The following is an 18,166-nucleotide window of genomic DNA, read 5'->3' on the forward strand; positions in this document are numbered from 1 at the left end:
TGGAGCATTCCGAAGTGCCATTTCCCTGGCAGTAGTGCATGATCTCGCGGGGCAGGCTCAGCCCTGTGCAGGCGTGTTCCACGCGATCCGGAAGCCGGTGTTCCCGCTGGAGCTGTCGGGGCTGTTGCTGGTGCGGGCGGCTACTCGATAGCGGTTGCAGTACGAGTCGTGGCACAGGTACGAGCCGCCGCGCATGACGCGTGCGGTGCCGTCGGGGGGTCCGACGGGGTTGACGCGGGAGCCCTCTGCCGGGGAGCGGGTGGTCGCCCACCAGTCGACGCACCATTCCCATACGTTGCCGACGGCCTGGTACACGCCGTATCGGTTGGGCTGGTAGGCGGTGGCCGGGGCGGTGCCGAGGTAGCCGTCCTCGGCGGTGTTGTGGGAGGGGAAGTGGCCCTGCCAGATGTTGCAGCGGTGTTCGCCGCCGGGGGTGAGTTCGTCGCCCCAGGGGAAGCGTTTGCCCTCCAGACCGCCGCGGGCGGCGTACTCCCACTCCGCCTCGGTCGGCAGCCGCGCCCCCGCCCACCGGCAGAACCCGTTCGCGTCTGCCCATGAGACGTGCACGACAGGGTGGTCCGAGCGGCCGGACAGGTCACTGCCGGGCCCTTCCGGCGCCGCCCAATGCGCTCCTCGGACTCCGCACCACCACGGTGTGTTCTTCGGGCGTGGTGAGACGCGGCGCAGCTCACCGGGCAGGAACGCGGCGAAGACATACGACCAGCCGAACCGTTCGGCCTCGGTGCGGTAGTCCGTCGCTTCGACGAAGGCAGCGAAGCGTTCGTTGGTCACGCAATGGGCGTCGATGACGAAAGGGGCCACGGTGACTTCACGTACAGGCCCCTCGCCGTCCCCGGGGTTGGCGTCGGCGCCGTCATTGCCCATGCGGAAGGTTCCGCCGGGGAGGGGTATGGCAGTGGCACGGTCGCCGTGGCTCTTTCCTGCGGGAGTCGGCGCGGCGGCGGGGAGAGGGGCGGTGGCCGGGTGGTCGCCGGGGCGGCCAGGCGGACAGCAGTGGGGGGACATGTGCGGCAGTGCTCCTTCGTGACGGGGACGCGGAGGTCGGTCGAACGAATGCGTGGCCGATGTCAGTGGACGAGTAGTGCCACGTGCATGGTGGCCAGGAGGCCGCAACCGTGGCGCAGGACGCGACGGTCCCCAGCCGGTGCCGACGTGTCCCGGACGACTTGGCGGTCAGACCGGCCGTCGCGACGAGGCATGCGCCCGCCGCGGTGACCAGCGGGGCCGCGTGGGTCAGTCCGAAGCGCAACGCGAGTGCGGCGGCCACCAGCGCCGAGAGCGCCGTGCGGCGGCGCGCGAGTGCGGTCCGCTCCGCCTGAAGGCCGGGGTCAGCAGGCCCCGCCGAATGCGGAGTTGTTCCCGCGCGGCGCCACGTGGTCACCGCGCCGTCCACACCAGCAGGAGCACCGCGACGCCCGCCGAGGAAGCGCCCCAGGTCAGCGCGGTCAGCAGTCGGGTCATCGGCAATGGGCGGTTGTGTCGCATCGCCCGCTGCACCCGCATCCAGCGTCCGTAGGACGAAGCGCACAACACCGTCCCGGTCGCGGCCAACAGCACCCCGAGCGTCGCGCCTGCTTCGCTGTGTGCCGTCGGCTGAACGAACTGGGCGACGGCCACGGCGCCGGCCAGCAGCGCCAGGCCAGTTCTGATCCATGCGAGGAACGTGCGCTCGTTGGCCAGGGAGAAACGGTAATCCGGCTCCTCGCCCTCCTCATGCCAGGGTGCGGCTGCGCCGGATCGCGGCCCGTGGGGTCGGATGCGGCGGCTCATGTTCGCTTCCCCTCCGGGTCGGTGGTCCGGTCAGGCAGGAGGGCCCGCGCGCGCCTGGGGCGGCGAGAGGGTGGGCGCTCGGCGATGGATGGTGTCGCGTGGGGTGCTGTTGGTTTCGGCGTGTCCGACCTCTTGCGGAGGCATTCGACTTGTGTCATGGTCTCTGCATCCTAGCCATTCCACTTGTGGCATGGCTAGCTTGCGGGCAGGGACAGCCCCGCGGAGTCGCCGTAAGGATGAAGCGATGAAACTCGAAAGCATTCTGCTGGGCGTGCTCGCCCGGCATCCCAGCACCGGGTACGACCTGAAGAAATATCTCGACACCCATGGGCGCTTTCTGCGTTCCAACACCCAGATGAGCCAGGTGTACCGGTCACTTGCGAAAATGGAATCCAGCGGTTGGGTGGCCCACACAGTGCAGCCGCGAGCCGGTGCCACCGACGCCAAGACGTACCGGATCACCGACGAGGGAATGACAATCTTCCTGGATTGGCTCACCGGGCCCTACAACCCGCCGACGCGTTTCCAGGACCCTGATTTCGGTGCGCGGCTCGCCTTTGCCGGATTCATGACGCGGGAGCAGCTCCTGCGTCTCATCGACACCGAGCTCAGCGCGCGTCGCGATCAAGTGGCCCGCTACCGCTTCCGTGACCGTCACGAAGCCGTCGAGACCTGGGCTCCCTTCGACGAAGACCTGGCATCGCTCGTGGCCGAATGGTCCCACGAGGCCGGCGCGCAGGCGATAGACGCATACCTGGAGCGCCTGGAGACGCTGAGGCGAGTGCTGCTCGATTCTCCGGCCCCGTCCGACACGCCGGAACTGCCCTCGTTTCTCCGCGACGACGTTCACTGAACGAAGGACATTCTTTTCGTGCGCGCCATCATGCTCATGTTCGACAGCTTGAACCGGCACATGCTCGCTCCCTACGCGGATACGATCGTGGACGCGCCGAATTTCGCGCGCCTGGCCTCCCGAGCGGTGACATTCGACAATTTCTACGCCGGATCGATGCCCTGCATGCCGGCCCGCCGGGAACTCCACACCGGGCGTCACAATTTCCTGCATCGCTCCTGGGGGCCTTTGGAGCCTTTCGACGACTCAATGCCTCAAATACTGCGGGACGCGGGAATCCACACCCACCTGGTCTCGGACCACCCGCACTACTGGGAGGACGGCGGGGCGACGTACCACACCCGCTACACCACATGGGAGTTCTTCCGCGGTCAGGAAGGCGACCCGTGGAAGGGCCTCGTCGACGGGCTCCGCGAGGGCGAAGGCCCGCTCATGCACCGGCAGGACCTGATCAACCGTACCTACATGCCCACCGAGTCGGAACACTCCCAGACCCTTACCGTCGACGCCGGTGTGCACTTCCTGCACGCCAACGCGGACGCGGACCGCTGGCTGCTGCAACTGGAGCTCTTCGACCCGCACGAGCCGTTCTTCGTGCACGAGCCGTACACCTCCCGCTACCCGGACGACCACGCCGGCCCCGAATTCGACTGGCCCGGCTACCAGAAGGTCACCGAACCGGCCGACCAGGTCGACCACGCACGGCGCCGGTACGCCGCGCTCGTGTCGATGTGCGACCACTCGCTGGGCCGGGTGCTCGACGTCATGGACGAGCACGACATGTGGGACGACACCCTGCTGATCGTCAACACCGACCACGGGTTCCTGCTCGGCGAGCACGGCTGGTGGGCGAAGTCGGTGATGCCGTGGTTCAACGAACTCGTCCATCTGCCGATGTTCCTGTGGGACCCGCGCACCCGGGGCGCGGACACCCGCCGGGGCGCGCTCGCGCAGACGATCGACATCGCGCCCACCCTGCTGCGCTACTTCGGGCTCGGGACCCCGCCCGACATGCAGGGACGTGACCTCGCACCGGCGCTCAGGGAAGACCGCCGGCTGCGCGAGGGCGCGCTGTTCGGTATCCACGGCGGTCATGTGAACGTGACGGACGGCCGCCATGTGTACATGCGCGCCGCGGCGACCCCCGAGAACGGCCCGCTGGAGGAGTACACCCTGATGCCGACGCACATGCGGGCACGCTTCGGCGTGGAGGAACTCACCGACTGGGAGCCCGCCGACCCGTTCAAGTTCACCAAGGGGCTGCGGACACTGCGGATCCCCGCCGCCGGAGGGTGGATGAACCCGTGGCGGCACGGAACCCTGCTCTTCGACCTCGCGAGCGACCCGGGACAGCAGCACCCCCTCGACGACCCGGAGACCGAGCTGCGGATGCTGCGCCTGCTCGCCGGCCTCCTCCACGCCCATGACGCTCCCCGCAGCCAGTTCGACCGGCTCGGCATTCCGTACGACGGCGAGATCACCGAGCGGCACCTGCTCGTGCGGGACCAGGCGGCACGCGCGGCCGCACTCGCGGAGCCGATGCCGACGCGGGAGGAACTGCCGAACGGTGGTCTCCTCGAGCGGCCACTGCTCGAGCTGCTCCGCGATCCCGCCGTCAGGACGGTCGTCGAGGAGCACCTCCCGGACGTCACACGGACCGAACTCATCGCCTTTCCACCGGAGCTGAGCCCGCTCGATCTGGCACGGTCGGCCGTCATTCCGGCCGGCACGCTGCGGTCCCTCGCGCGCTCCCTGCAGGACCTGCTGCCACCTCCCCGGTGTCTGCCGGACGACGTCGACAGGAACACACCATGACGACTCAACACTCCGCCGCTCCCACCGCCGCCCCCGACACCGCTGCCGCTTCCCAGGTCCCTCACCGCTGGCGCAATCTGCTGACGCTCACCGGTGTCATCTCCGTGGACAACACCGAGAACACCGCGACCTCCGTCCTCTTTCCGTCCATTTCCAGCGCACTCGGTCTCACCAGCGGCCATCTGGGAACGCTCGCGGCGCTCGGCAAGGTCGCCTCGGTGCCGACCGGTCCGTTCTGGGTGTGGACGGCGGGACGGCTGGGCCGCCGCGCCACCCTGGTGCTCACCACCGTCCTCGGCGGTCTTTTCGGAGTCCTCGCGGGATTCGCTCACGGCTTCGGCACCCTGCTGCTGTTCAACACGATCATGGCCGCGTGCCTGATAGGCGCCTCCCCGATCGCCAACGCCGTCATCGCCGACTCCTTCACCGACCGCGAACGGGGAAAGGCGGTCGGCATCCTCTACGGCATCGCCAACGCGTTCGGGCAGGTCATCGGCCCGGTCGTCGCCCTTTTCACGGGCTTCACAGACGGCTGGCGCTACGGGATGTGGGCGATCGGCGGTGTCTGCATCCTCGCCGGACTCATGATCGCGCTCCTCTTCAAGGATCCCGGCGTCGGAGCCGCCGAGGAACAACTCGCGGATCTGAACGAGACGGCGCGGGTGAAGGACACCGTCACCGTGAAGTCCGTGCTCTCCCTGTTCCGCGTCCCGACCTACTCGGTGATGATGCTCTCGCGCCTCCTCTCCGGGCATCTGCTCATCGTCATCTTCGGGATCCAGTTCCTGGTCACCGAACGCGGATTCAGCAACGCCGCCGCGGCCGCCGTGGGCATTCCGTTCGGTGTCGGTTACCTCGCCGGGACGATCGGCGGCGGCTACTTTCTGGTGTTCGTCGACCGGTGGTGGCCCCAGCGGGGCCGGGTGGCCTACCTCCAGCTCGCACAGGTTCTCTTCGCCGTCGTGGCCTTCTTCGGAACCCAGTTCCACTACTCCGGCGGGATCGGGATCTACTGCGTCTTCTGGGCCCTCATGGGCTTCGGCCAGGGGGTGAACCCCTCGGTGAACCGGCCGCTGGTGACGGCGGTCGTGCTTCCCGAGCTCCGTGGCCAGGCATTCGCCATCTGGCTGTCCGTCTTCGAGACGATGGCCTGGGCCCTCTTCGCCCTCGTCGCCGGCCGGCTCGCCGAGAGCCTCGGCCTCCAGGAGGTCTTCCTGTGGGTCATGGTGGTCTGCATGCTCCTCAACGCCGCGGTGCTCGGCGTGCTCCACACCACCTACCCGCGGGACGCGCGACGGGTCAGGCACGCCCTCGAAGAGCGCCGCAGGCTCGCCCGCGGCACCGCCTGATCCACTGGCGTCCCTCTCCGGCGGCACACCGAGAAGGTCAAGCTGATCACGGGGCGCGACTTCTGGTCCACGTAGCCCCTGGAGAAGATCGGGCTGCGGAGCATCCTCATGTCCGACCGCCCCTCCGGGGTAAGCGGACCGGTCTGGGACGAACGCGAGCCCTCCCTGAACCTGCCCAGCGCGACCTCCCTGTCGGCCTCCTGGGACGACACCCTCGCCTACCGCTACGGCGCGGTCATCGCGAAGGAGGCCCGCGACAAGGCGTCGCCGTGGTGCTCGGCCCCCAGGACAACGGGGTCGACCAAGGTGACCGAGGCCGCTGAGCGCAGGACGAGGGCCGCAGGCCCCGCTCATGACTGCGGCCCCCGTCCCGCGGACCTGGAAAGCGGCAGGTCGCTGCGCTGCACTCGGCGTTGTCCGTCCCGGCGGACGGCTTCGCTGTACGCCGGTGAAACGGCTCGTTCCTATGCGACCGTGAGCACGATCTTGCCCTGGATGTGCCCTCGAGCGGCGCGTTCGTGCGCTGCTCGGGCGTCCGCGAGCGCGAACGTGCTGTCGATCGCGACACGGACCGTGCCGGCGTCGAGCAGGCGTCCCAGTTCGGCGAGCTGCGGGCCGTTCGAGCGGACCTGCGCGATCGAGACCGTGACGCCCAGCCTCGTGGTCTCCTCTTCGTCGAAGTCCCCTGGGAACACCGGGAACTGGGCGCCGCCGCGCTTGAGCGTACGCAGGAAACGCTTGCTCTCGGGGCCGCCGACGGTGTCGAGAACGAGGTCGACGTCCTTCACGAGTTCCTCAGGGCGACTCCTGGTGTAGTCGATGATCTGGTCGGCGCCGAGTTCGCTCAGGAACGATGCATGCGCCCCCGATGCCACCGCGATGGCATGCGCGCCCTTCCATTTCGCCAGCTGTAGTGCGAAGTGCCCCACGCCGCCCGCGGCGCCGTTGATGAGCACCGCCGTGTCGGCGTCGAGTGCCATGGGGCGATGTGCTGCCTCCTGGAAGGGCGACGGGTGATCGTGTCCGACCTCGATCAGGAACTGCCACGCCGTCAGCCCGGCCATGGGCGCCCCGGCGGCATGGACGTGGTCGATACCGGCCGGCTTGGGTGCGAGGTCCGACGCGGGCGCGGCCACGTACTCCGCGTACCCGCTGCCGTGGAAGCTGGGAAAACGCAGGAGCCCGAATACCTCATCGCCGACGGAGAAACCGTCCACATCCGCGGCGACGGCCTCGACGACGCCCGACACGTCCGTCCCCGGGATCACCGGCAGGCTGACCGTCGATTCCGTCTCCCCAGGCATGGTGGTCAGTCCGCCGCGCAGGTACCAGTCCGGAGGATTGACCCCGGCCGCGTGCACGCGAACGAGCACCTCACCCGGCCCCAGCTCGGGTATCGGCACCTCGTCGTAACGCAGAACCTCAGGGCCGCCATGCTCATGGAGTCGGACTGCCCTCATCGTGTGTGTCGGCATCATTTCTCCTGCCCGCGTTGCGGGATAGACTCATCCGGATCAGTGCTCCACATAACTGGACCACTGATCCGAATATATGGACCACTGATCCGGATAGTCAAGAGGGGCAGATGCGGGCCGACGCCAGGAAGAACCGCGACCACGTGCTCGCCGTAGCGGGCACCGCCATCACCGAGCAGGGCGTCGACGTGTCCCTGCGCGACATCGCGCGCAGGGCCGACGTCGGGCTGGCGACGCTGCTGCGTCACTTCCCGACGCGCGAGGCACTGCTCGAGGCGCTGCTGCACTCGAGTTTCGAAGAGCTGACGGCGAGCGCGGGCGACCTCGAGTCGTCGAGCTCGCCCGAGGACGCTCTCGTTTCGTGGCTGCGCGACTGCGTCGCGTGGACGACCGAGTACCGGGGCGTGACCGTGCTGATGGCGGCCGCCATCGAGGACCCCGACTCCGCACTCCACGCGTCGTGCGTCACCCTGCGCGCGGCCGGCGCCCGGCTCCTCACCCGTGCCCAGGCCGCGGGCAGGGCGCGGACCGACATGGACGGCACCGATCTGTTCGCGCTGATCGCGGCGCTCGCGTGGCTCGGCGACCAACCCTCGCTCGCACCACGCGCCGATCGCCTTTTCGATGTCGTCGCGAGTGCGATCCTGACGTGATCCGGCGAGCGCCGACTCCGGGAGAACGCCGAACCGGTTCCGCAGTTGAGAACGTCGCGCATGCGGGCCGCCGCCTCGCTGACGAGCGTCCGGGCCGCCGCCCATGAAGGGAAGACATCGAGCCCGCCGTCATGACCACGCTTGCGCGACCGTCGACCGTCGACTCCTCGGCACGCTCAGCACCCTGCCGGGCACCGCACCGCCCTCGACATGGTCCTCGTCCGCAACGGCAAATACCATGACAATACGGCCGTTTTCGTGCTCGCCCGGAAAGGACCCACCCGCATGCGTTACGCCGTCCTCGGCACCGGCATCGTCGGCCGGACGATCGCCGCCAAGCTCGCCTCGCTGGGCCACGAGGTCGCCATCGGCACCCGCGGCCCCCAAGCCACCCTCGCGCGCACCGAGCCGGACGCCATGGGGAACCCGCCCTTCGCCACCTGGTACGCCGACCACGCCTCCGTGCGGCTGCGGACCTTCGCGGAGGCTGCCGCTTTCGGCGAGACGGTCGTCAACGCGACCGCGGGCGCCGTCTCGCTCGACGCCCTGCACACCGCCGGCAGCGACAACCTGGCCGGCAAGGTGCTCATCGACGTCACCAACGCGCTCGACTTCTCCGGGGGCATGCCGCCGACGCTGAACCCGGTCAACACCGACAGTCTCGGCGAACAGGCCCAGCGCGCGTTCCCCGACGCCCGAGTCGTGAAAACCCTCAACACCATGAACTGCGTCGTCATGGTCGAGCCGGGCCGCGTCACCGGAGCCCACAACGTCTTCGTCTCCGGCGACGACGCCGGTGCCAAGAAGCAGGTCTCCGAGCTGCTCGTCTCCTTCGGCTGGCCCGAGAGCAGCGTCATCGACCTCGGCGGCATTGAGACGGCCCGGGGCGCCGAGATGCTTCTGCCGATCTGGCTGCGCTTGTACGGCAACCTCGGCCACGCCGACTTCAACTTCCACATCGCCGGTGCACGCTAGTGTGCTGCGCCAGTAGTTGATCGTCGGCAGTGCCTGCGTGTGCGGATTGTGCCGGTGTGTGAGGGGCCGCCGCGGTCTACTGGGCGTCGAGCTGCTGGTCGGCCCAGACGTAACTCCCGGGCAGCAGGTCGGTGACAAGGAGGGTTCGGACGCGGTCGCGCTCGGGGACGATGACCTTGAGGCCGGGAAAGTAGTCGAGAAGGACCTGACGGCACCGGCCGCACGGCGGAACGACCCCCCGGTCACGGTCGCCCACGGCGACGATCGTGTCCAGCTCGTAGACGCCCTGGGCGGCTGCCGCGCCGATGAGGACCAACTCGGCGCACGGGCCTCCGGTGAAGTGGTAGACATTCACCGCCGTGACGATCCGGCCGTCCGGGGCACGTGCCGCCGCGGCCATGGTGTGGTTGTCACCCCGGCAGCGAATGCGAGCGACTCGGTCCGCTGCCTGGATGAGTTCGTCATCGACGTGGTGGGCCTGGCTGGTCATCTTCTCCGCCTTCCTCAGGTCTACGGCGACGTTGACCCGAGTGACGACGGTGCGCAAACGAATATCGCCGGTGTGTTAGTTGCGCTTGCTGCGCCGATGGAGACGGAAGGCCGCTCGCCGTCCCATGTGTTCGCCGTGGTCCGATGCGCCGGGAACCAGCTGGCGTGCTCTGGCCGGCCGGCCGGTCCTCTACGCGCCGGGGGCGCGGAAGGCGACCTGTCGGCGGGCGGCCTCGTCGATCTCGTCGAGGGTGAGGAGAGGGGTGGCCCGTGTACGGAGCGCGCCGCTGGCCTTGACGGTGAGACTGACGGCGGCCATGGAGACCGAGTCGGGGAAGTCGAGGATGAGGACGGCGTCGTCCTCCCCGAAGGCGAAGTACATGGCCTCGACCGTGCCGCCGAGGGCGGTGACCACCTGGTCGACGGCTGCGCGGCGACCACTCGCACCCTCCTCGAGGAGCCCTTTGGTGCCCTCGGGCGTGTAGGTCGCCTGGATGAGGAACTTCGGCATCGGGACGCTCCCTGCGCATCGCTTGTCCGGTCTACGCAAGGGCCTTCCCACGGCCGCGTCCGCTGCCTCAGCCGCGCGGCCGGAATCACCCAGCCGGCGGCGGGCCGCGGTCTCCGGTCGACGTCACGGCCCGCCCGATGAGGGCGTCAGACCCGCTCAAGAGGCCGGTGCGGCCCGCTGGGGAGCTCCACTTTGATGGTGTCACCGGGGCGCACCGTGCCGCCCTCCTTCACGATGCTCATGATCCCGGCCTTGCGCACGATGTTTCCGGCCTCATCGCGGCCCACGACTCGCTTCAGCAGGCCGTCCTGGAAGTTGTCGATCTGCAGGCAGGGATTGCGCAGACCGGTCACCTCCAGCACCGCGTCGTCGCCGATCCGCAGCAGGGTGCCGACCGGGAGGCTGAGCAGGTCGATGCCACGGGTGGTGATGTTCTCGCCGAGGTCACCGGGCGCCACATCGAACCCCTCCGCACCGACCTCGCCGAAGAGCTCTTCATGAATGAGATGGACCTGACGCAGGTTCGGCTGAGTGGGATCCTGCGCGATACGGGAGCGATGCTTCACCGTCACACCGGCATGTACATCACCGTCCACACCGAGCCCGGCGAGCAGCGTGACGCTGTCCCGGTTCGGCTTGGTGAACGAGTACTCACCATTGCTGCTGACTGCCGTCACCATTCCGCTCATCCTCGGATCCCCCTCCTGAGTGGCAATGATCAGTCACCACCCTAGCTTTCGGACCCCCAACGCGCAGCAGGAGAAGGCCCCGTGGGTCAGGGATTGCGTGCGCTCGAACAAGACGCGGGTGCGGAGGGGAACTCACGATGGGCGCCCTGTGCGCGCCGACGGTCGCGTTCTGGCCAGAATTCTCGCTGGTCAGCGCGACAACTTCAGATATCAGGCAAAACGGGTGAATAGGGGCGGCCGATGCGAGGAACACGGTCTGGGAACCTCTGCGAGAACGGAGCACAGCATGGTCATCAAGAAGATGCACGACATGGGCATTCGCAGCGAACACGCCTACATGGCGGCCCTCGGCAGCATCGGTCTCTCCATCGCCACCTGGGCAGGCAGCCTCACAATGGAACCCGGCACCGGCCTCGCCCGCGCCGACAGGTGGGGCATCTTCGTCGGCCAGTGGGCGCCCACGTTCTTCGGCCTCGGCGTCGCCCTCTCCCACTACGAGCAGCAAGACGGAACCCTCACCGCCACCGTCCACGAAATGCGCGAACGCAAAGCCGGCTGACCCTCCGGTGTGCGCCGTCCGGCGGCGGGCACGGCGCCAGTACGCCGCAGCCGGCGAGCGTCCGGGCGTCGCCGGCGGCGTTCCGCTCGGGCCCGGGCGGTGAAGGGCGCGCCCGGCGGTGAGCCGCGCCCGGTCGCAGCGGGACGCGGTACGGTCGCAGCGGGCCATGTCCACCCCGACCAGGCACATGTGGATCTTGTCCTACGGGCGGCTCGGCGAGCGTCTCATCCAGCAGGGTCTGGAAGACGCTCGCATTCCGCCATCATATGAAGCGGTTGGGGGATACTTCGACGACCCGAGATCGCGGACACCTTCTCGATCTCGCGCGGAATCACGGCGTGATCTTGAGGGGCGGGAGAGGCGATGAGGGGCATGGCAAGGGTCTGGCTGCCCTCCGCTGTGTGGGTTGTCGTCGCTGCGGCGAGCCCCTGGGCGGCGAGAGCACTCGCGACCGGTTACCTCACGGCGCTACCGCTGCTGGTCGCCTTCGTCGTGGTCGGCGTCCTGGGCTTTCCGCTGGGCTTCGGCCTGGGCCGCCTGGGCGCCCGGCGGGAAGCCGTGGCCGCGGCCGCGCTGGCGGCCGTCGCCGCGACGGCGGCGTGCGCTGTGCAAAGTCTCGGAGCCGGCGCCCGGTGGACACTCGGTGAGGCTGCGGTCCTCGTCGTCGTGGCCGTGGTGTTCGCGGTGATGGTCCTGCCAATGCTGGGGATCGGATTCATCGTCGGCTGGGCGGCGACGAAGCAGGGGTGGTGCAGCTCCTCGCCCGGTTCTGCTGCGGTGCAGCGGCCCTCCCGCTGAGCCTGGACCTGCCCGCCGCCCGGCACGGCACACCGCTCACCCGCCAAGCGCGGTGCGTGTCCTGGCCCTGCCGTCCGGCAGCCCCGCGCCTGTCCCGCCCGGGGTGAACCGGGAGCCTCCAGATGGCGGATTTCGGGTGGCCCGCGCGGAGTTCTGTGCTCAATACTCCCTGCAGGAGTGATGTGCCGCGCTTCGGCTCTCGCCTCTGCTTCTCTCGTTGGGTTCGTTGTCGGAATTCGGTCGGTCGCCTCCAGGACAGGACGGACATCGAGATGCCACGCTCGGCGAATTCGGCGCTGCACCGAGTCCGTCCAGCACGCGGCGTTCGCCGGCATCGGCGGCCGACCGCCCCGATCGCCGTCAACCACGACGTCATCCACGTCTCGGCGACACTCACGAAGTCCCTGCCCGGACCAGTTCTGGCCGGCCACGAGCGGCCGCGGCGACGGCGACGGCGACAAGGACCGCATCTCGAGATCGCCATCCAGTGCCCCCCTTCTCACGAAGGGGTGACCCCACCTCCCCCGAAAGGAAGACGCACACCATGAACGAGACCATCGAGCACACCGAACAGCCGGCTACGACCACCGCGGAGCAGCTCGACACCACCGCCTGGCAGACGCCCGGTTACACGGTCGTCGACTGCGCGTTGGAGGTCACCGCCTACTCCCTGTCCAACCGCTAGTCGGCCGCCGTGCTGCTGCAGGTGCTCGGCACCGCGGCCGGCGGCGGCGTCCCACAGTGGAACTGCGCGTGCCCCGGGTGCTCCGGGGCACGCGCTCATCCCGAGCGCCGCCGCCGCCATGCCTCCCTCGCCGTCCGTACGAGCGAGGGCCGCTGGTACGTCGTCAACGCGACCCCGGACATCGGCGACCAGATCGAGGCCCACCCAGCACTCCACCCCGGCCCGCAGCCCCGGCAGACGCCGATCGCCGGAGTGGTTCTCACCGATGCCGAACTCGACCACACCCTGGGCATCGCCCGGTTGCGCGAGGCTGACGGTCTGGACATCCTCGCCACCGCCCCGGTCCGCCGGGCCCTGGAGGACCGCCTGCGCCTCGGCGAGGTACTGGGCCCCTACACCGCTCTGACCTGGCGTGAGCTGCCGTCCCACAGCGCGCGGCCACTGAGCGGCGACTCCCCCGGGCCGTCCGGCGCCGGTCTGCACATCAGCGCCGTGCCGGTGTCCGGGAAACGCCCGAGATACGCCGCCGACGCACCCGAGGACGACGCCTGGGTGGTCGCGCTGCGCCTCTACGACCCGGCCACCGGCAAGTCGGCCGTGTACGCCCCCGCGGTGGCCGTCTGGTCCGACGCCCTGCATCGGGTCGCCGCCGAGGCCGACTGCGTCATCGTCGACGGCACCTTCTGGGACGACGAGGAGCCGCGCCGCACCGGTATCTCCTCCCGCACCGCCACCGGCATGGGCCATCTGCCCATCGACGGACCGAACGGCACCGCCTCCATCCTCGCCACGCTGTCCGCCCGCTGCCTCTACACACACCTCAACAACACGAACCCCCTCGTCGACCCGGCCGCGGCCCAGCACAAACGGCTCGCCCGGCTGGGCATCGAGGTCGCCGACGACGAAATGGTGATCGAGCTGTGACCACAGCACTCGCCCCCTTGACGGAGCCCTGGAGTCCCGCCGAGTTCGAGGCCCGCCTCCGTGCGGTCGGACAGGAGAGGTACCACGACCGGCACCCCTTCAACGTCCGCATGCACGAGGGAGATCTGACCCCCCAGGAGGTGCGCCGCTGGATCGCCAACCGCTTCCACTACCAGCGCCACATCCCCGTCAAGGACGCTCTGATCACCGCCAAGCTGGACTCCGCGCGGCTGCGCCGCATGTGGGTGCGCCGGATCGAGGACCACGACGGGCGCCAGGACGGCGAGGGCGGCATCGAACGCTGGCTGCGGCTCGGTGAGGCGGCCGGACTGGACCGCGGGAGCCTGCTGTCGGGCGAGTCCGTGCTGCCGGGCGTACGGCTGGCCGTGGAGGGTTACGTGAACTTCTGCCGGCTGCGTCCCGCCCTGGAGGCCGTCGCCGCGTCGCTCACCGAGCTCAACGCTCCTGATCTGATGCGCCGGCGCATCGACGCCTTCGAGCGCCACTACCCCTGGATCGCGCCGTCCGGGCTCGCCTACTTCCGCACCCGCGTCGACCAGGGCCGACGGGACAGCGCCGAGGCGCTCCCCCTCGTACTGGAGTGGGCCCGCACCCGGGAGGACCAGGAACGGGCGGTGGCCGCCCTGACGTTCAAGTGTGACGTGTTGTGGACGTTGCTCGACGCCGTGCAGCAGGGCGAGCCCTGGGAGCACAGGGACCGGTCCGAGCCGGACGGCGGACGGGGGCGGTGACGGCGTCCGAGAACCAGTGGCAACCCGCCCTGGCTCCTGGTCTGATGCTGCGGCACGACCGTGTGCGCGGCGCTGACCTGCTGGTCCTGCCGGAACGGGTGGTCGTACTCGAGGGACACGCCGCCCAGGTCGTGGGCCTGTGCGACGGCACGCGCACCGTGCGCGGGATCGTCGACGAACTGTCCGAGCGCCACCCCGGCGCGCCCGTGGCCACCGAGGTCCCCGTCTTCCTCGACCGTCTGCACCAGGAAGGCTGGCTCAAGTGACCGCTTCCCAGGCCCCGATCACCTCCGCTGACCCCGCGCCCCCGTGGGCGCTGCTGGCCGAACTCACCCACGCCTGCCCGCTCCACTGCCCTTACTGCTCCAACCCGCTGGAGCTGGCCCGCCGTTCGAACGAACTGAGCACCGAGCAGTGGACGGACGTGCTGCGTCAGGCGGCCGCGCTGGGCGTCGTCCACACTCATCTCTCCGGTGGCGAGCCGCTGCTGCGCCCCGACCTGGAGCAGATCGTCGCCGGCGCCGAGACCGCCGGGATCTACACCCAGCTGGTCACCAGCGGCACCGGCCTGGACGAGACCCGGTTGACCGCGCTGCGCGCGGCGGGGCTGCGCAGCGTCCAGCTCTCCGTCCAGCACGCCGACCCACAGGCCAACGACCGGATCGGCGGGCGCCCGTCCTCCTTCGCCGTCAAGGAGCGGGCGGCTGCCCTGGTCCGCCACTCGGGGCTCCCTCTCGGTCTCAACGTCGTCCTGCACCGGGACAACCTCGACGACATCGACGCCCTCATCGAGCTGGGCGTGTCGTGGGGGGTGGACCGCATCGAGCTGGCCAACACCCAGTTCTACGGCTGGGGCCTGCTGAACCGCGCCGCGCTGCTGCCCACCCGTGAGCAACTGGACCGTGCCCGGGAGTCCGTCGCACGCGCTCGGGAGCGGCTCGCGGACCGGATCGACCTGGTCTGGGTCGTCCCCGACTACTTCGACGGCGTCGCCAAGCCCTGCATGGGCGGGTGGGGAGCGGTCTCCCTCACCGTGACACCCGATGGCACCGTCCTGCCCTGCCCGGCCGCCGCCTCGCTGCCGGACCTCGGCGCACCCAACGTCCGCGACCGTCCGCTGGCGTGGATCTGGGGACAGTCACCGGCCTTCAACCGCTACCGCGGCACTGACTGGATGAACGGCCCCTGCGGCACCTGTCCCCGCCGTGAGGAGGACTTCGGCGGCTGCCGCTGCCAGGCGTACGCCCTCACCGGCGACGCCGCCCGCACCGACCCGGCGTGCGCGCTGTCCCCCGACCACCACCTCATCCGCGCCCTCACCGGCGGCAGCCCGACTCAGGAACGACCTCCGTATGTCTACCGCCGCCCCGGAGCGGCACCCGACGCTCCGGCAACGCTGGCGACCGGCTGACCGGGGTTCACCCCCGGTGAGATCGGCCGACTTCATGCCCCACCGGGGTGAACATTCCCCACCGCTCGGACCAAGCTCGGTGACGCTGCCTGCCTCCTCACACTTCCGTTCGTCACCTTTACCTATCAGCACCATTCGTGGAACTGGAGGCCGAGGTGCGCTCAGTGATGTGCCGCAGCCGTTTCGTCGGCCGGACCTCAGTGGCTCTCGCGGCGACGATTCGCCGGCACCAGTGTTCTCAAGCCGGGCGAGGTCTGGGTCCGGGAGAGGGCCCGGGGGCGAGCACCTGGCCGTTCCTCACGTCAGACATCGTCATCAGCCGCTTCCAGGAGGACCCGCCCATGTACGTGGACACACCCCGCCGGAGAGCCTCGGCTCGCGTCGCCACTGCCGTGGCCGCGACGGCCGGTCTGCTGGTCCCACTGGCCTCGACCGGCCATGCCGCACCGGTCCCGGCCGTTCCCGAGGCTCACGCGCCCTCGGGCATCAAGACCGTTTCGTCCGGGCTGACCATCCCGTGGGGAGTGAGCTGGCTGCCGGACGGATCGGCTCTGGTCAACGAGCGGGACTCCCTCAAAATCTTCAGGACCACCCTGTCCGGCACGAAGACCGAGGTCACCGCGTCGCCCCGGATCGCCGCTCCCAACAGCGGCCAATCGCTGCTCGGGATCGCCGTCTCGCCCAACTGGAGTCGGGACCACTACGTCTTCGTCTACCACGGGGCGAAGGAGGGCAGCCGAATCGCCCGGCTGACGTACGACGGCACCAAGCTCACCGGTTACAAGACGCTGGTGTCCGGCATCAAGAGAGGCCTGCACAACGGAGGCCGCATCAAGTTCGGCCCGGACGGCTACCTCTACGCCACCACCGGTGACGCGGACAACAAGCATTCCGCGCAGGACAAGAAGTCCCTGAACGGCAAGATCCTGCGCATGACCAAGGCGGGGAAGCCGGCGCCGGGCAATCCCTTCGGCACCCTCGTCTACTCCTACGGCCACCGCAATCCGGAGGGCCTGGCCTGGGACTCGCGGGGCCAGCTGTGGGAGACGGAGATCGGCGACGCCACGCACGACGAACTGAACCTCATCAAGCCCGGCAAGAACTACGGCTGGCCCACCTGCGAGGGCACCTGCTCCACCGCGGGCATGACCAACCCCAAGCACCAGTGGCACCCCACCAAGGGCGTGCCCAGCGGCCTGGCGTACGCCGACGGCTCGCTGTACGTCGCCGCCCTGAGGGGCAAGCGGCTGTGGCGCATCCCGGTCACCGGCAGCAGCATCGGTACCCCGGTCGCTCACTACACCAACGGATACGGGCGGCTGCGGGACGTGGTGAAGGTCCCGGGCAAGAACGCGCTGTGGATCACCACCGACCAGGCCGGCAAGGGCGCGGACCGGGTGCTCCAGGTCAACCTCGGCTGACCTCGGCCGACCTCCGCTGTCCGGTGACCGTCGTTCGGTAGATGGTCGAGGGGCCCTCAGAGCCGCACTGATCCGGCTCTGGGGGCCTCTTCCGGGCCGCGGTCGCCTTCTTCTGTGTGCCGCGTGCTCACGCCGGGCGGGATTGGCGCGGTGGGGTCATGGCCCAGCGGATGGTCCGGGTCAGGGCCTGTCCGGTGGGGCGTACGGCGAGGTTTTCGACGACCGGCACCCGGGGCAGCCACAGCATGGCACGGGCCCAGGGCGGGAGCAGCGCGACGGCGTTCGCGGCCAGCCCGCCGTAGAAGGGCCGCACCGCGAGGGGCAGCGGGGGCTGGAACAGCAGGAAGCGGGCGGCGGCCCGGGCCTCGGATGTGGCGCTGAGTTCGTGCCGGTAGGCGGTCAGGCGCTCGGACAGCTCGCGGCGGTCGCGTGGAGGGTCGATCGCCCCCAGTGCCTCGGCGACGCGCGCGGTGTCGGCCACGTAGCCGTCGTAGCCGGCGGCGTCCAGCGGGCGGGCGCCGAAGCGTTCGTGGGCGCGCAGGAAGCTGTCCGTCTCGGCGGCGTGCACCCAGCCCAGCAGGTGCGGATCGGCCGCGTGGTACGGCGTGCCCTCGGCCGTCGTCCCGCGGATCCGCTCATGGATGCGACGGACGTGGTCGACCGCCCGCTGAGCGTCATCGGCGGTGCCGTACGTCGTCACGGCCAGGAAGGTGCTGGTGCGCTGCAGCCGGCCCCACGGGTCGCCGCGGTAACCGGAGTGCCCGGCGACGGCCGCCATGGCGAGCGGATGCAGGGACTGCAGCAGCAGGGCGCTCAGCCCACCGATGAACATCGACGCGTCACCGTGGACGGTGCGGATCGGGCGGTCCGGTTCGAACCAGCGCGGTCCGGGAGTGTCGTGGATGCGGGCACGCGTCGCCGGTCCGTCGGGGCCGGCGACGCGGCGGAACAGGGCTTGGCCCAGCTGTTCACGGACTGCGGTCAGCATGGTCGGCCTCCCCTCTCCTGCTCCCAGT

General features: G+C 69.7%; 21 protein-coding genes. 13 read left to right on the plus strand and 8 right to left on the minus strand.

Annotated elements, in window-relative coordinates:
• Positions 1-57 precede the first annotated feature (57 nt).
• The 3 genes from ABZ027_RS04725 to ABZ027_RS04735 are packed head-to-tail and all read right to left on the minus strand — an operon-like array spanning position 58 to position 1,791.
• Positions 58-912: a formylglycine-generating enzyme family protein gene (locus ABZ027_RS04725; RefSeq protein WP_356764444.1), complete on the minus strand. Its 855-nt coding sequence runs from the start codon at positions 910-912 to the stop codon at positions 58-60.
• On the minus strand, positions 875-1,414 hold the full coding sequence (locus tag ABZ027_RS04730; RefSeq protein ID WP_356764325.1) for a DUF202 domain-containing protein: 540 nt from the start codon (positions 1,412-1,414) through the stop codon (positions 875-877). The genes ABZ027_RS04725 and ABZ027_RS04730 overlap by 38 nt, the downstream gene beginning before the upstream one ends.
• Entirely contained in the window at positions 1,399-1,791 is a 393-nt protein-coding gene (locus ABZ027_RS04735) for a DUF202 domain-containing protein (protein WP_356764326.1), read from the minus strand. The genes ABZ027_RS04730 and ABZ027_RS04735 overlap by 16 nt, the downstream gene beginning before the upstream one ends.
• Positions 1,792-2,035: 244 nt before the next feature.
• Between ABZ027_RS04735 and ABZ027_RS04740 the strand changes: the two genes are divergently transcribed.
• The 3 genes from ABZ027_RS04740 to ABZ027_RS04750 are packed head-to-tail and all read left to right on the plus strand — an operon-like array spanning position 2,036 to position 5,808.
• Positions 2,036-2,644: a PadR family transcriptional regulator gene (locus ABZ027_RS04740; RefSeq protein ID WP_356764328.1), complete on the plus strand. Its 609-nt coding sequence runs from the start codon at positions 2,036-2,038 to the stop codon at positions 2,642-2,644.
• A 36-nt stretch (positions 2,645-2,680) separates the two neighbouring features.
• The gene (locus ABZ027_RS04745; protein WP_356764446.1) at positions 2,681-4,459 is read left to right on the plus strand and encodes a sulfatase; all 1,779 of its coding nucleotides are present in this window, start codon (positions 2,681-2,683) and stop codon (positions 4,457-4,459) included.
• Entirely contained in the window at positions 4,456-5,808 is a 1,353-nt protein-coding gene (locus ABZ027_RS04750) for an MFS transporter (protein ID WP_356764330.1), read from the plus strand. Before ABZ027_RS04745 ends, ABZ027_RS04750 begins: the two co-directional genes overlap by 4 nt.
• Positions 5,809-6,272: 464 nt before the next feature.
• On the opposite strand, the gene ABZ027_RS04755 is transcribed toward ABZ027_RS04750, so the two are convergent.
• Positions 6,273-7,283: an NADP-dependent oxidoreductase gene (locus ABZ027_RS04755; protein ID WP_356764332.1), complete on the minus strand. Its 1,011-nt coding sequence runs from the start codon at positions 7,281-7,283 to the stop codon at positions 6,273-6,275.
• A gap of 110 nt (positions 7,284-7,393) precedes the next feature.
• Between ABZ027_RS04755 and ABZ027_RS04760 the strand changes: the two genes are divergently transcribed.
• Positions 7,394-7,936, plus strand: coding sequence for a TetR/AcrR family transcriptional regulator (locus ABZ027_RS04760; protein ID WP_356764334.1), 543 nt, complete (start codon positions 7,394-7,396; stop codon positions 7,934-7,936).
• 285 nt (positions 7,937-8,221) lie between these two features.
• A complete protein-coding gene (locus tag ABZ027_RS04765) occupies positions 8,222-8,911 on the plus strand; it encodes an NAD(P)-binding domain-containing protein (RefSeq protein WP_356764336.1) in 690 nt (229 codons plus the stop codon).
• A gap of 76 nt (positions 8,912-8,987) precedes the next feature.
• Here the strand turns inward: ABZ027_RS04765 and ABZ027_RS04770 are convergent, their stop codons facing one another.
• The 3 genes from ABZ027_RS04770 to ABZ027_RS04780 form a co-directional block, all read right to left on the minus strand.
• Positions 8,988-9,401, minus strand: a complete 414-nt coding sequence (locus tag ABZ027_RS04770; protein ID WP_356764338.1) for a cytidine deaminase — start codon at positions 9,399-9,401, stop codon at positions 8,988-8,990.
• A 189-nt stretch (positions 9,402-9,590) separates the two neighbouring features.
• Positions 9,591-9,911, minus strand: coding sequence for a GYD domain-containing protein (locus ABZ027_RS04775; protein ID WP_356764340.1), 321 nt, complete (start codon positions 9,909-9,911; stop codon positions 9,591-9,593).
• 146 nt (positions 9,912-10,057) lie between these two features.
• The gene (locus ABZ027_RS04780; RefSeq protein WP_356764342.1) at positions 10,058-10,600 is read right to left on the minus strand and encodes an MOSC domain-containing protein; all 543 of its coding nucleotides are present in this window, start codon (positions 10,598-10,600) and stop codon (positions 10,058-10,060) included.
• Positions 10,601-10,886: 286 nt separating this feature from the next.
• Here ABZ027_RS04780 and ABZ027_RS04785 point away from each other — a divergent pair, with 286 nt between their 5' ends.
• From ABZ027_RS04785 to ABZ027_RS04820, 8 genes are all read left to right on the plus strand, one after another.
• Positions 10,887-11,159, plus strand: a complete 273-nt coding sequence (locus ABZ027_RS04785; protein ID WP_356764344.1) for a hypothetical protein — start codon at positions 10,887-10,889, stop codon at positions 11,157-11,159.
• A 372-nt stretch (positions 11,160-11,531) separates the two neighbouring features.
• The gene (locus ABZ027_RS04790; protein WP_356764346.1) at positions 11,532-11,957 is read left to right on the plus strand and encodes a hypothetical protein; all 426 of its coding nucleotides are present in this window, start codon (positions 11,532-11,534) and stop codon (positions 11,955-11,957) included.
• Positions 11,958-12,501: 544 nt separating this feature from the next.
• Complete coding sequence (gene pqqA, locus ABZ027_RS04795; protein ID WP_356764348.1) at positions 12,502-12,642, plus strand: pyrroloquinoline quinone precursor peptide PqqA; 141 nt, start codon at positions 12,502-12,504, stop codon at positions 12,640-12,642.
• 9 nt (positions 12,643-12,651) lie between these two features.
• Positions 12,652-13,566, plus strand: a complete 915-nt coding sequence (gene pqqB / locus ABZ027_RS04800) for a pyrroloquinoline quinone biosynthesis protein PqqB (RefSeq protein WP_356764350.1) — start codon at positions 12,652-12,654, stop codon at positions 13,564-13,566.
• On the plus strand, positions 13,563-14,318 hold the full coding sequence (gene pqqC, locus ABZ027_RS04805; protein ID WP_356764352.1) for a pyrroloquinoline-quinone synthase PqqC: 756 nt from the start codon (positions 13,563-13,565) through the stop codon (positions 14,316-14,318). Before pqqB ends, pqqC begins: the two co-directional genes overlap by 4 nt.
• Before the next feature lie 44 nt (positions 14,319-14,362).
• Positions 14,363-14,584 (plus strand): pyrroloquinoline quinone biosynthesis peptide chaperone PqqD, encoded by a 222-nt coding sequence (pqqD, locus tag ABZ027_RS04810; protein WP_356764448.1) that lies wholly within the window; start codon positions 14,363-14,365, stop codon positions 14,582-14,584.
• The gene (gene pqqE / locus ABZ027_RS04815) at positions 14,581-15,729 is read left to right on the plus strand and encodes a pyrroloquinoline quinone biosynthesis protein PqqE (RefSeq protein WP_356764354.1); all 1,149 of its coding nucleotides are present in this window, start codon (positions 14,581-14,583) and stop codon (positions 15,727-15,729) included. Before pqqD ends, pqqE begins: the two co-directional genes overlap by 4 nt.
• Before the next feature lie 341 nt (positions 15,730-16,070).
• Entirely contained in the window at positions 16,071-17,150 is a 1,080-nt protein-coding gene (locus ABZ027_RS04820) for a PQQ-dependent sugar dehydrogenase (protein WP_356764356.1), read from the plus strand.
• A gap of 127 nt (positions 17,151-17,277) precedes the next feature.
• On the opposite strand, the gene ABZ027_RS04825 is transcribed toward ABZ027_RS04820, so the two are convergent.
• A complete protein-coding gene (locus ABZ027_RS04825) occupies positions 17,278-18,138 on the minus strand; it encodes an oxygenase MpaB family protein (RefSeq protein ID WP_356764358.1) in 861 nt (286 codons plus the stop codon).
• Positions 18,139-18,166: the final 28 nt, after the last annotated feature.

The sequence above is a fragment of the Streptomyces sp. NPDC006332 genome, from assembly GCF_040612855.1.
GTDB lineage: Bacteria > Actinomycetota > Actinomycetes > Streptomycetales > Streptomycetaceae > Streptomyces.

What these genes read in the sequence shown, in the direction of transcription:
- ABZ027_RS04820 (WP_356764356.1), top strand. Translation starts at nt 16,071, where the DNA reads ATGTACGTGGACACACCCCGCCGGAGAGCCTCGGCTCGCGTCGCCACT.
- ABZ027_RS04785 (WP_356764344.1), top strand. Translation starts at nt 10,887, where the DNA reads ATGGTCATCAAGAAGATGCACGACATGGGCATTCGCAGCGAACACGCC.
- ABZ027_RS04740 (WP_356764328.1), top strand. Translation starts at nt 2,036, where the DNA reads ATGAAACTCGAAAGCATTCTGCTGGGCGTGCTCGCCCGGCATCCCAGC.
- ABZ027_RS04770 (WP_356764338.1), bottom strand. Translation starts at nt 9,401, where the DNA reads ATGACCAGCCAGGCCCACCACGTCGATGACGAACTCATCCAGGCAGCG.
- ABZ027_RS04790 (WP_356764346.1), top strand. Translation starts at nt 11,532, where the DNA reads ATGGCAAGGGTCTGGCTGCCCTCCGCTGTGTGGGTTGTCGTCGCTGCG.
- ABZ027_RS04755 (WP_356764332.1), bottom strand. Translation starts at nt 7,283, where the DNA reads ATGCCGACACACACGATGAGGGCAGTCCGACTCCATGAGCATGGCGGC.
- ABZ027_RS04775 (WP_356764340.1), bottom strand. Translation starts at nt 9,911, where the DNA reads ATGCCGAAGTTCCTCATCCAGGCGACCTACACGCCCGAGGGCACCAAA.
- ABZ027_RS04825 (WP_356764358.1), bottom strand. Translation starts at nt 18,138, where the DNA reads ATGCTGACCGCAGTCCGTGAACAGCTGGGCCAAGCCCTGTTCCGCCGC.
- ABZ027_RS04765 (WP_356764336.1), top strand. Translation starts at nt 8,222, where the DNA reads ATGCGTTACGCCGTCCTCGGCACCGGCATCGTCGGCCGGACGATCGCC.
- pqqD (WP_356764448.1), top strand. Translation starts at nt 14,363, where the DNA reads ATGCTGCGGCACGACCGTGTGCGCGGCGCTGACCTGCTGGTCCTGCCG.
- ABZ027_RS04735 (WP_356764326.1), bottom strand. Translation starts at nt 1,791, where the DNA reads ATGAGCCGCCGCATCCGACCCCACGGGCCGCGATCCGGCGCAGCCGCA.
- ABZ027_RS04760 (WP_356764334.1), top strand. Translation starts at nt 7,394, where the DNA reads ATGCGGGCCGACGCCAGGAAGAACCGCGACCACGTGCTCGCCGTAGCG.
- ABZ027_RS04745 (WP_356764446.1), top strand. Translation starts at nt 2,681, where the DNA reads ATGTTCGACAGCTTGAACCGGCACATGCTCGCTCCCTACGCGGATACG.
- pqqA (WP_356764348.1), top strand. Translation starts at nt 12,502, where the DNA reads ATGAACGAGACCATCGAGCACACCGAACAGCCGGCTACGACCACCGCG.
- ABZ027_RS04780 (WP_356764342.1), bottom strand. Translation starts at nt 10,600, where the DNA reads ATGAGCGGAATGGTGACGGCAGTCAGCAGCAATGGTGAGTACTCGTTC.
- ABZ027_RS04750 (WP_356764330.1), top strand. Translation starts at nt 4,456, where the DNA reads ATGACGACTCAACACTCCGCCGCTCCCACCGCCGCCCCCGACACCGCT.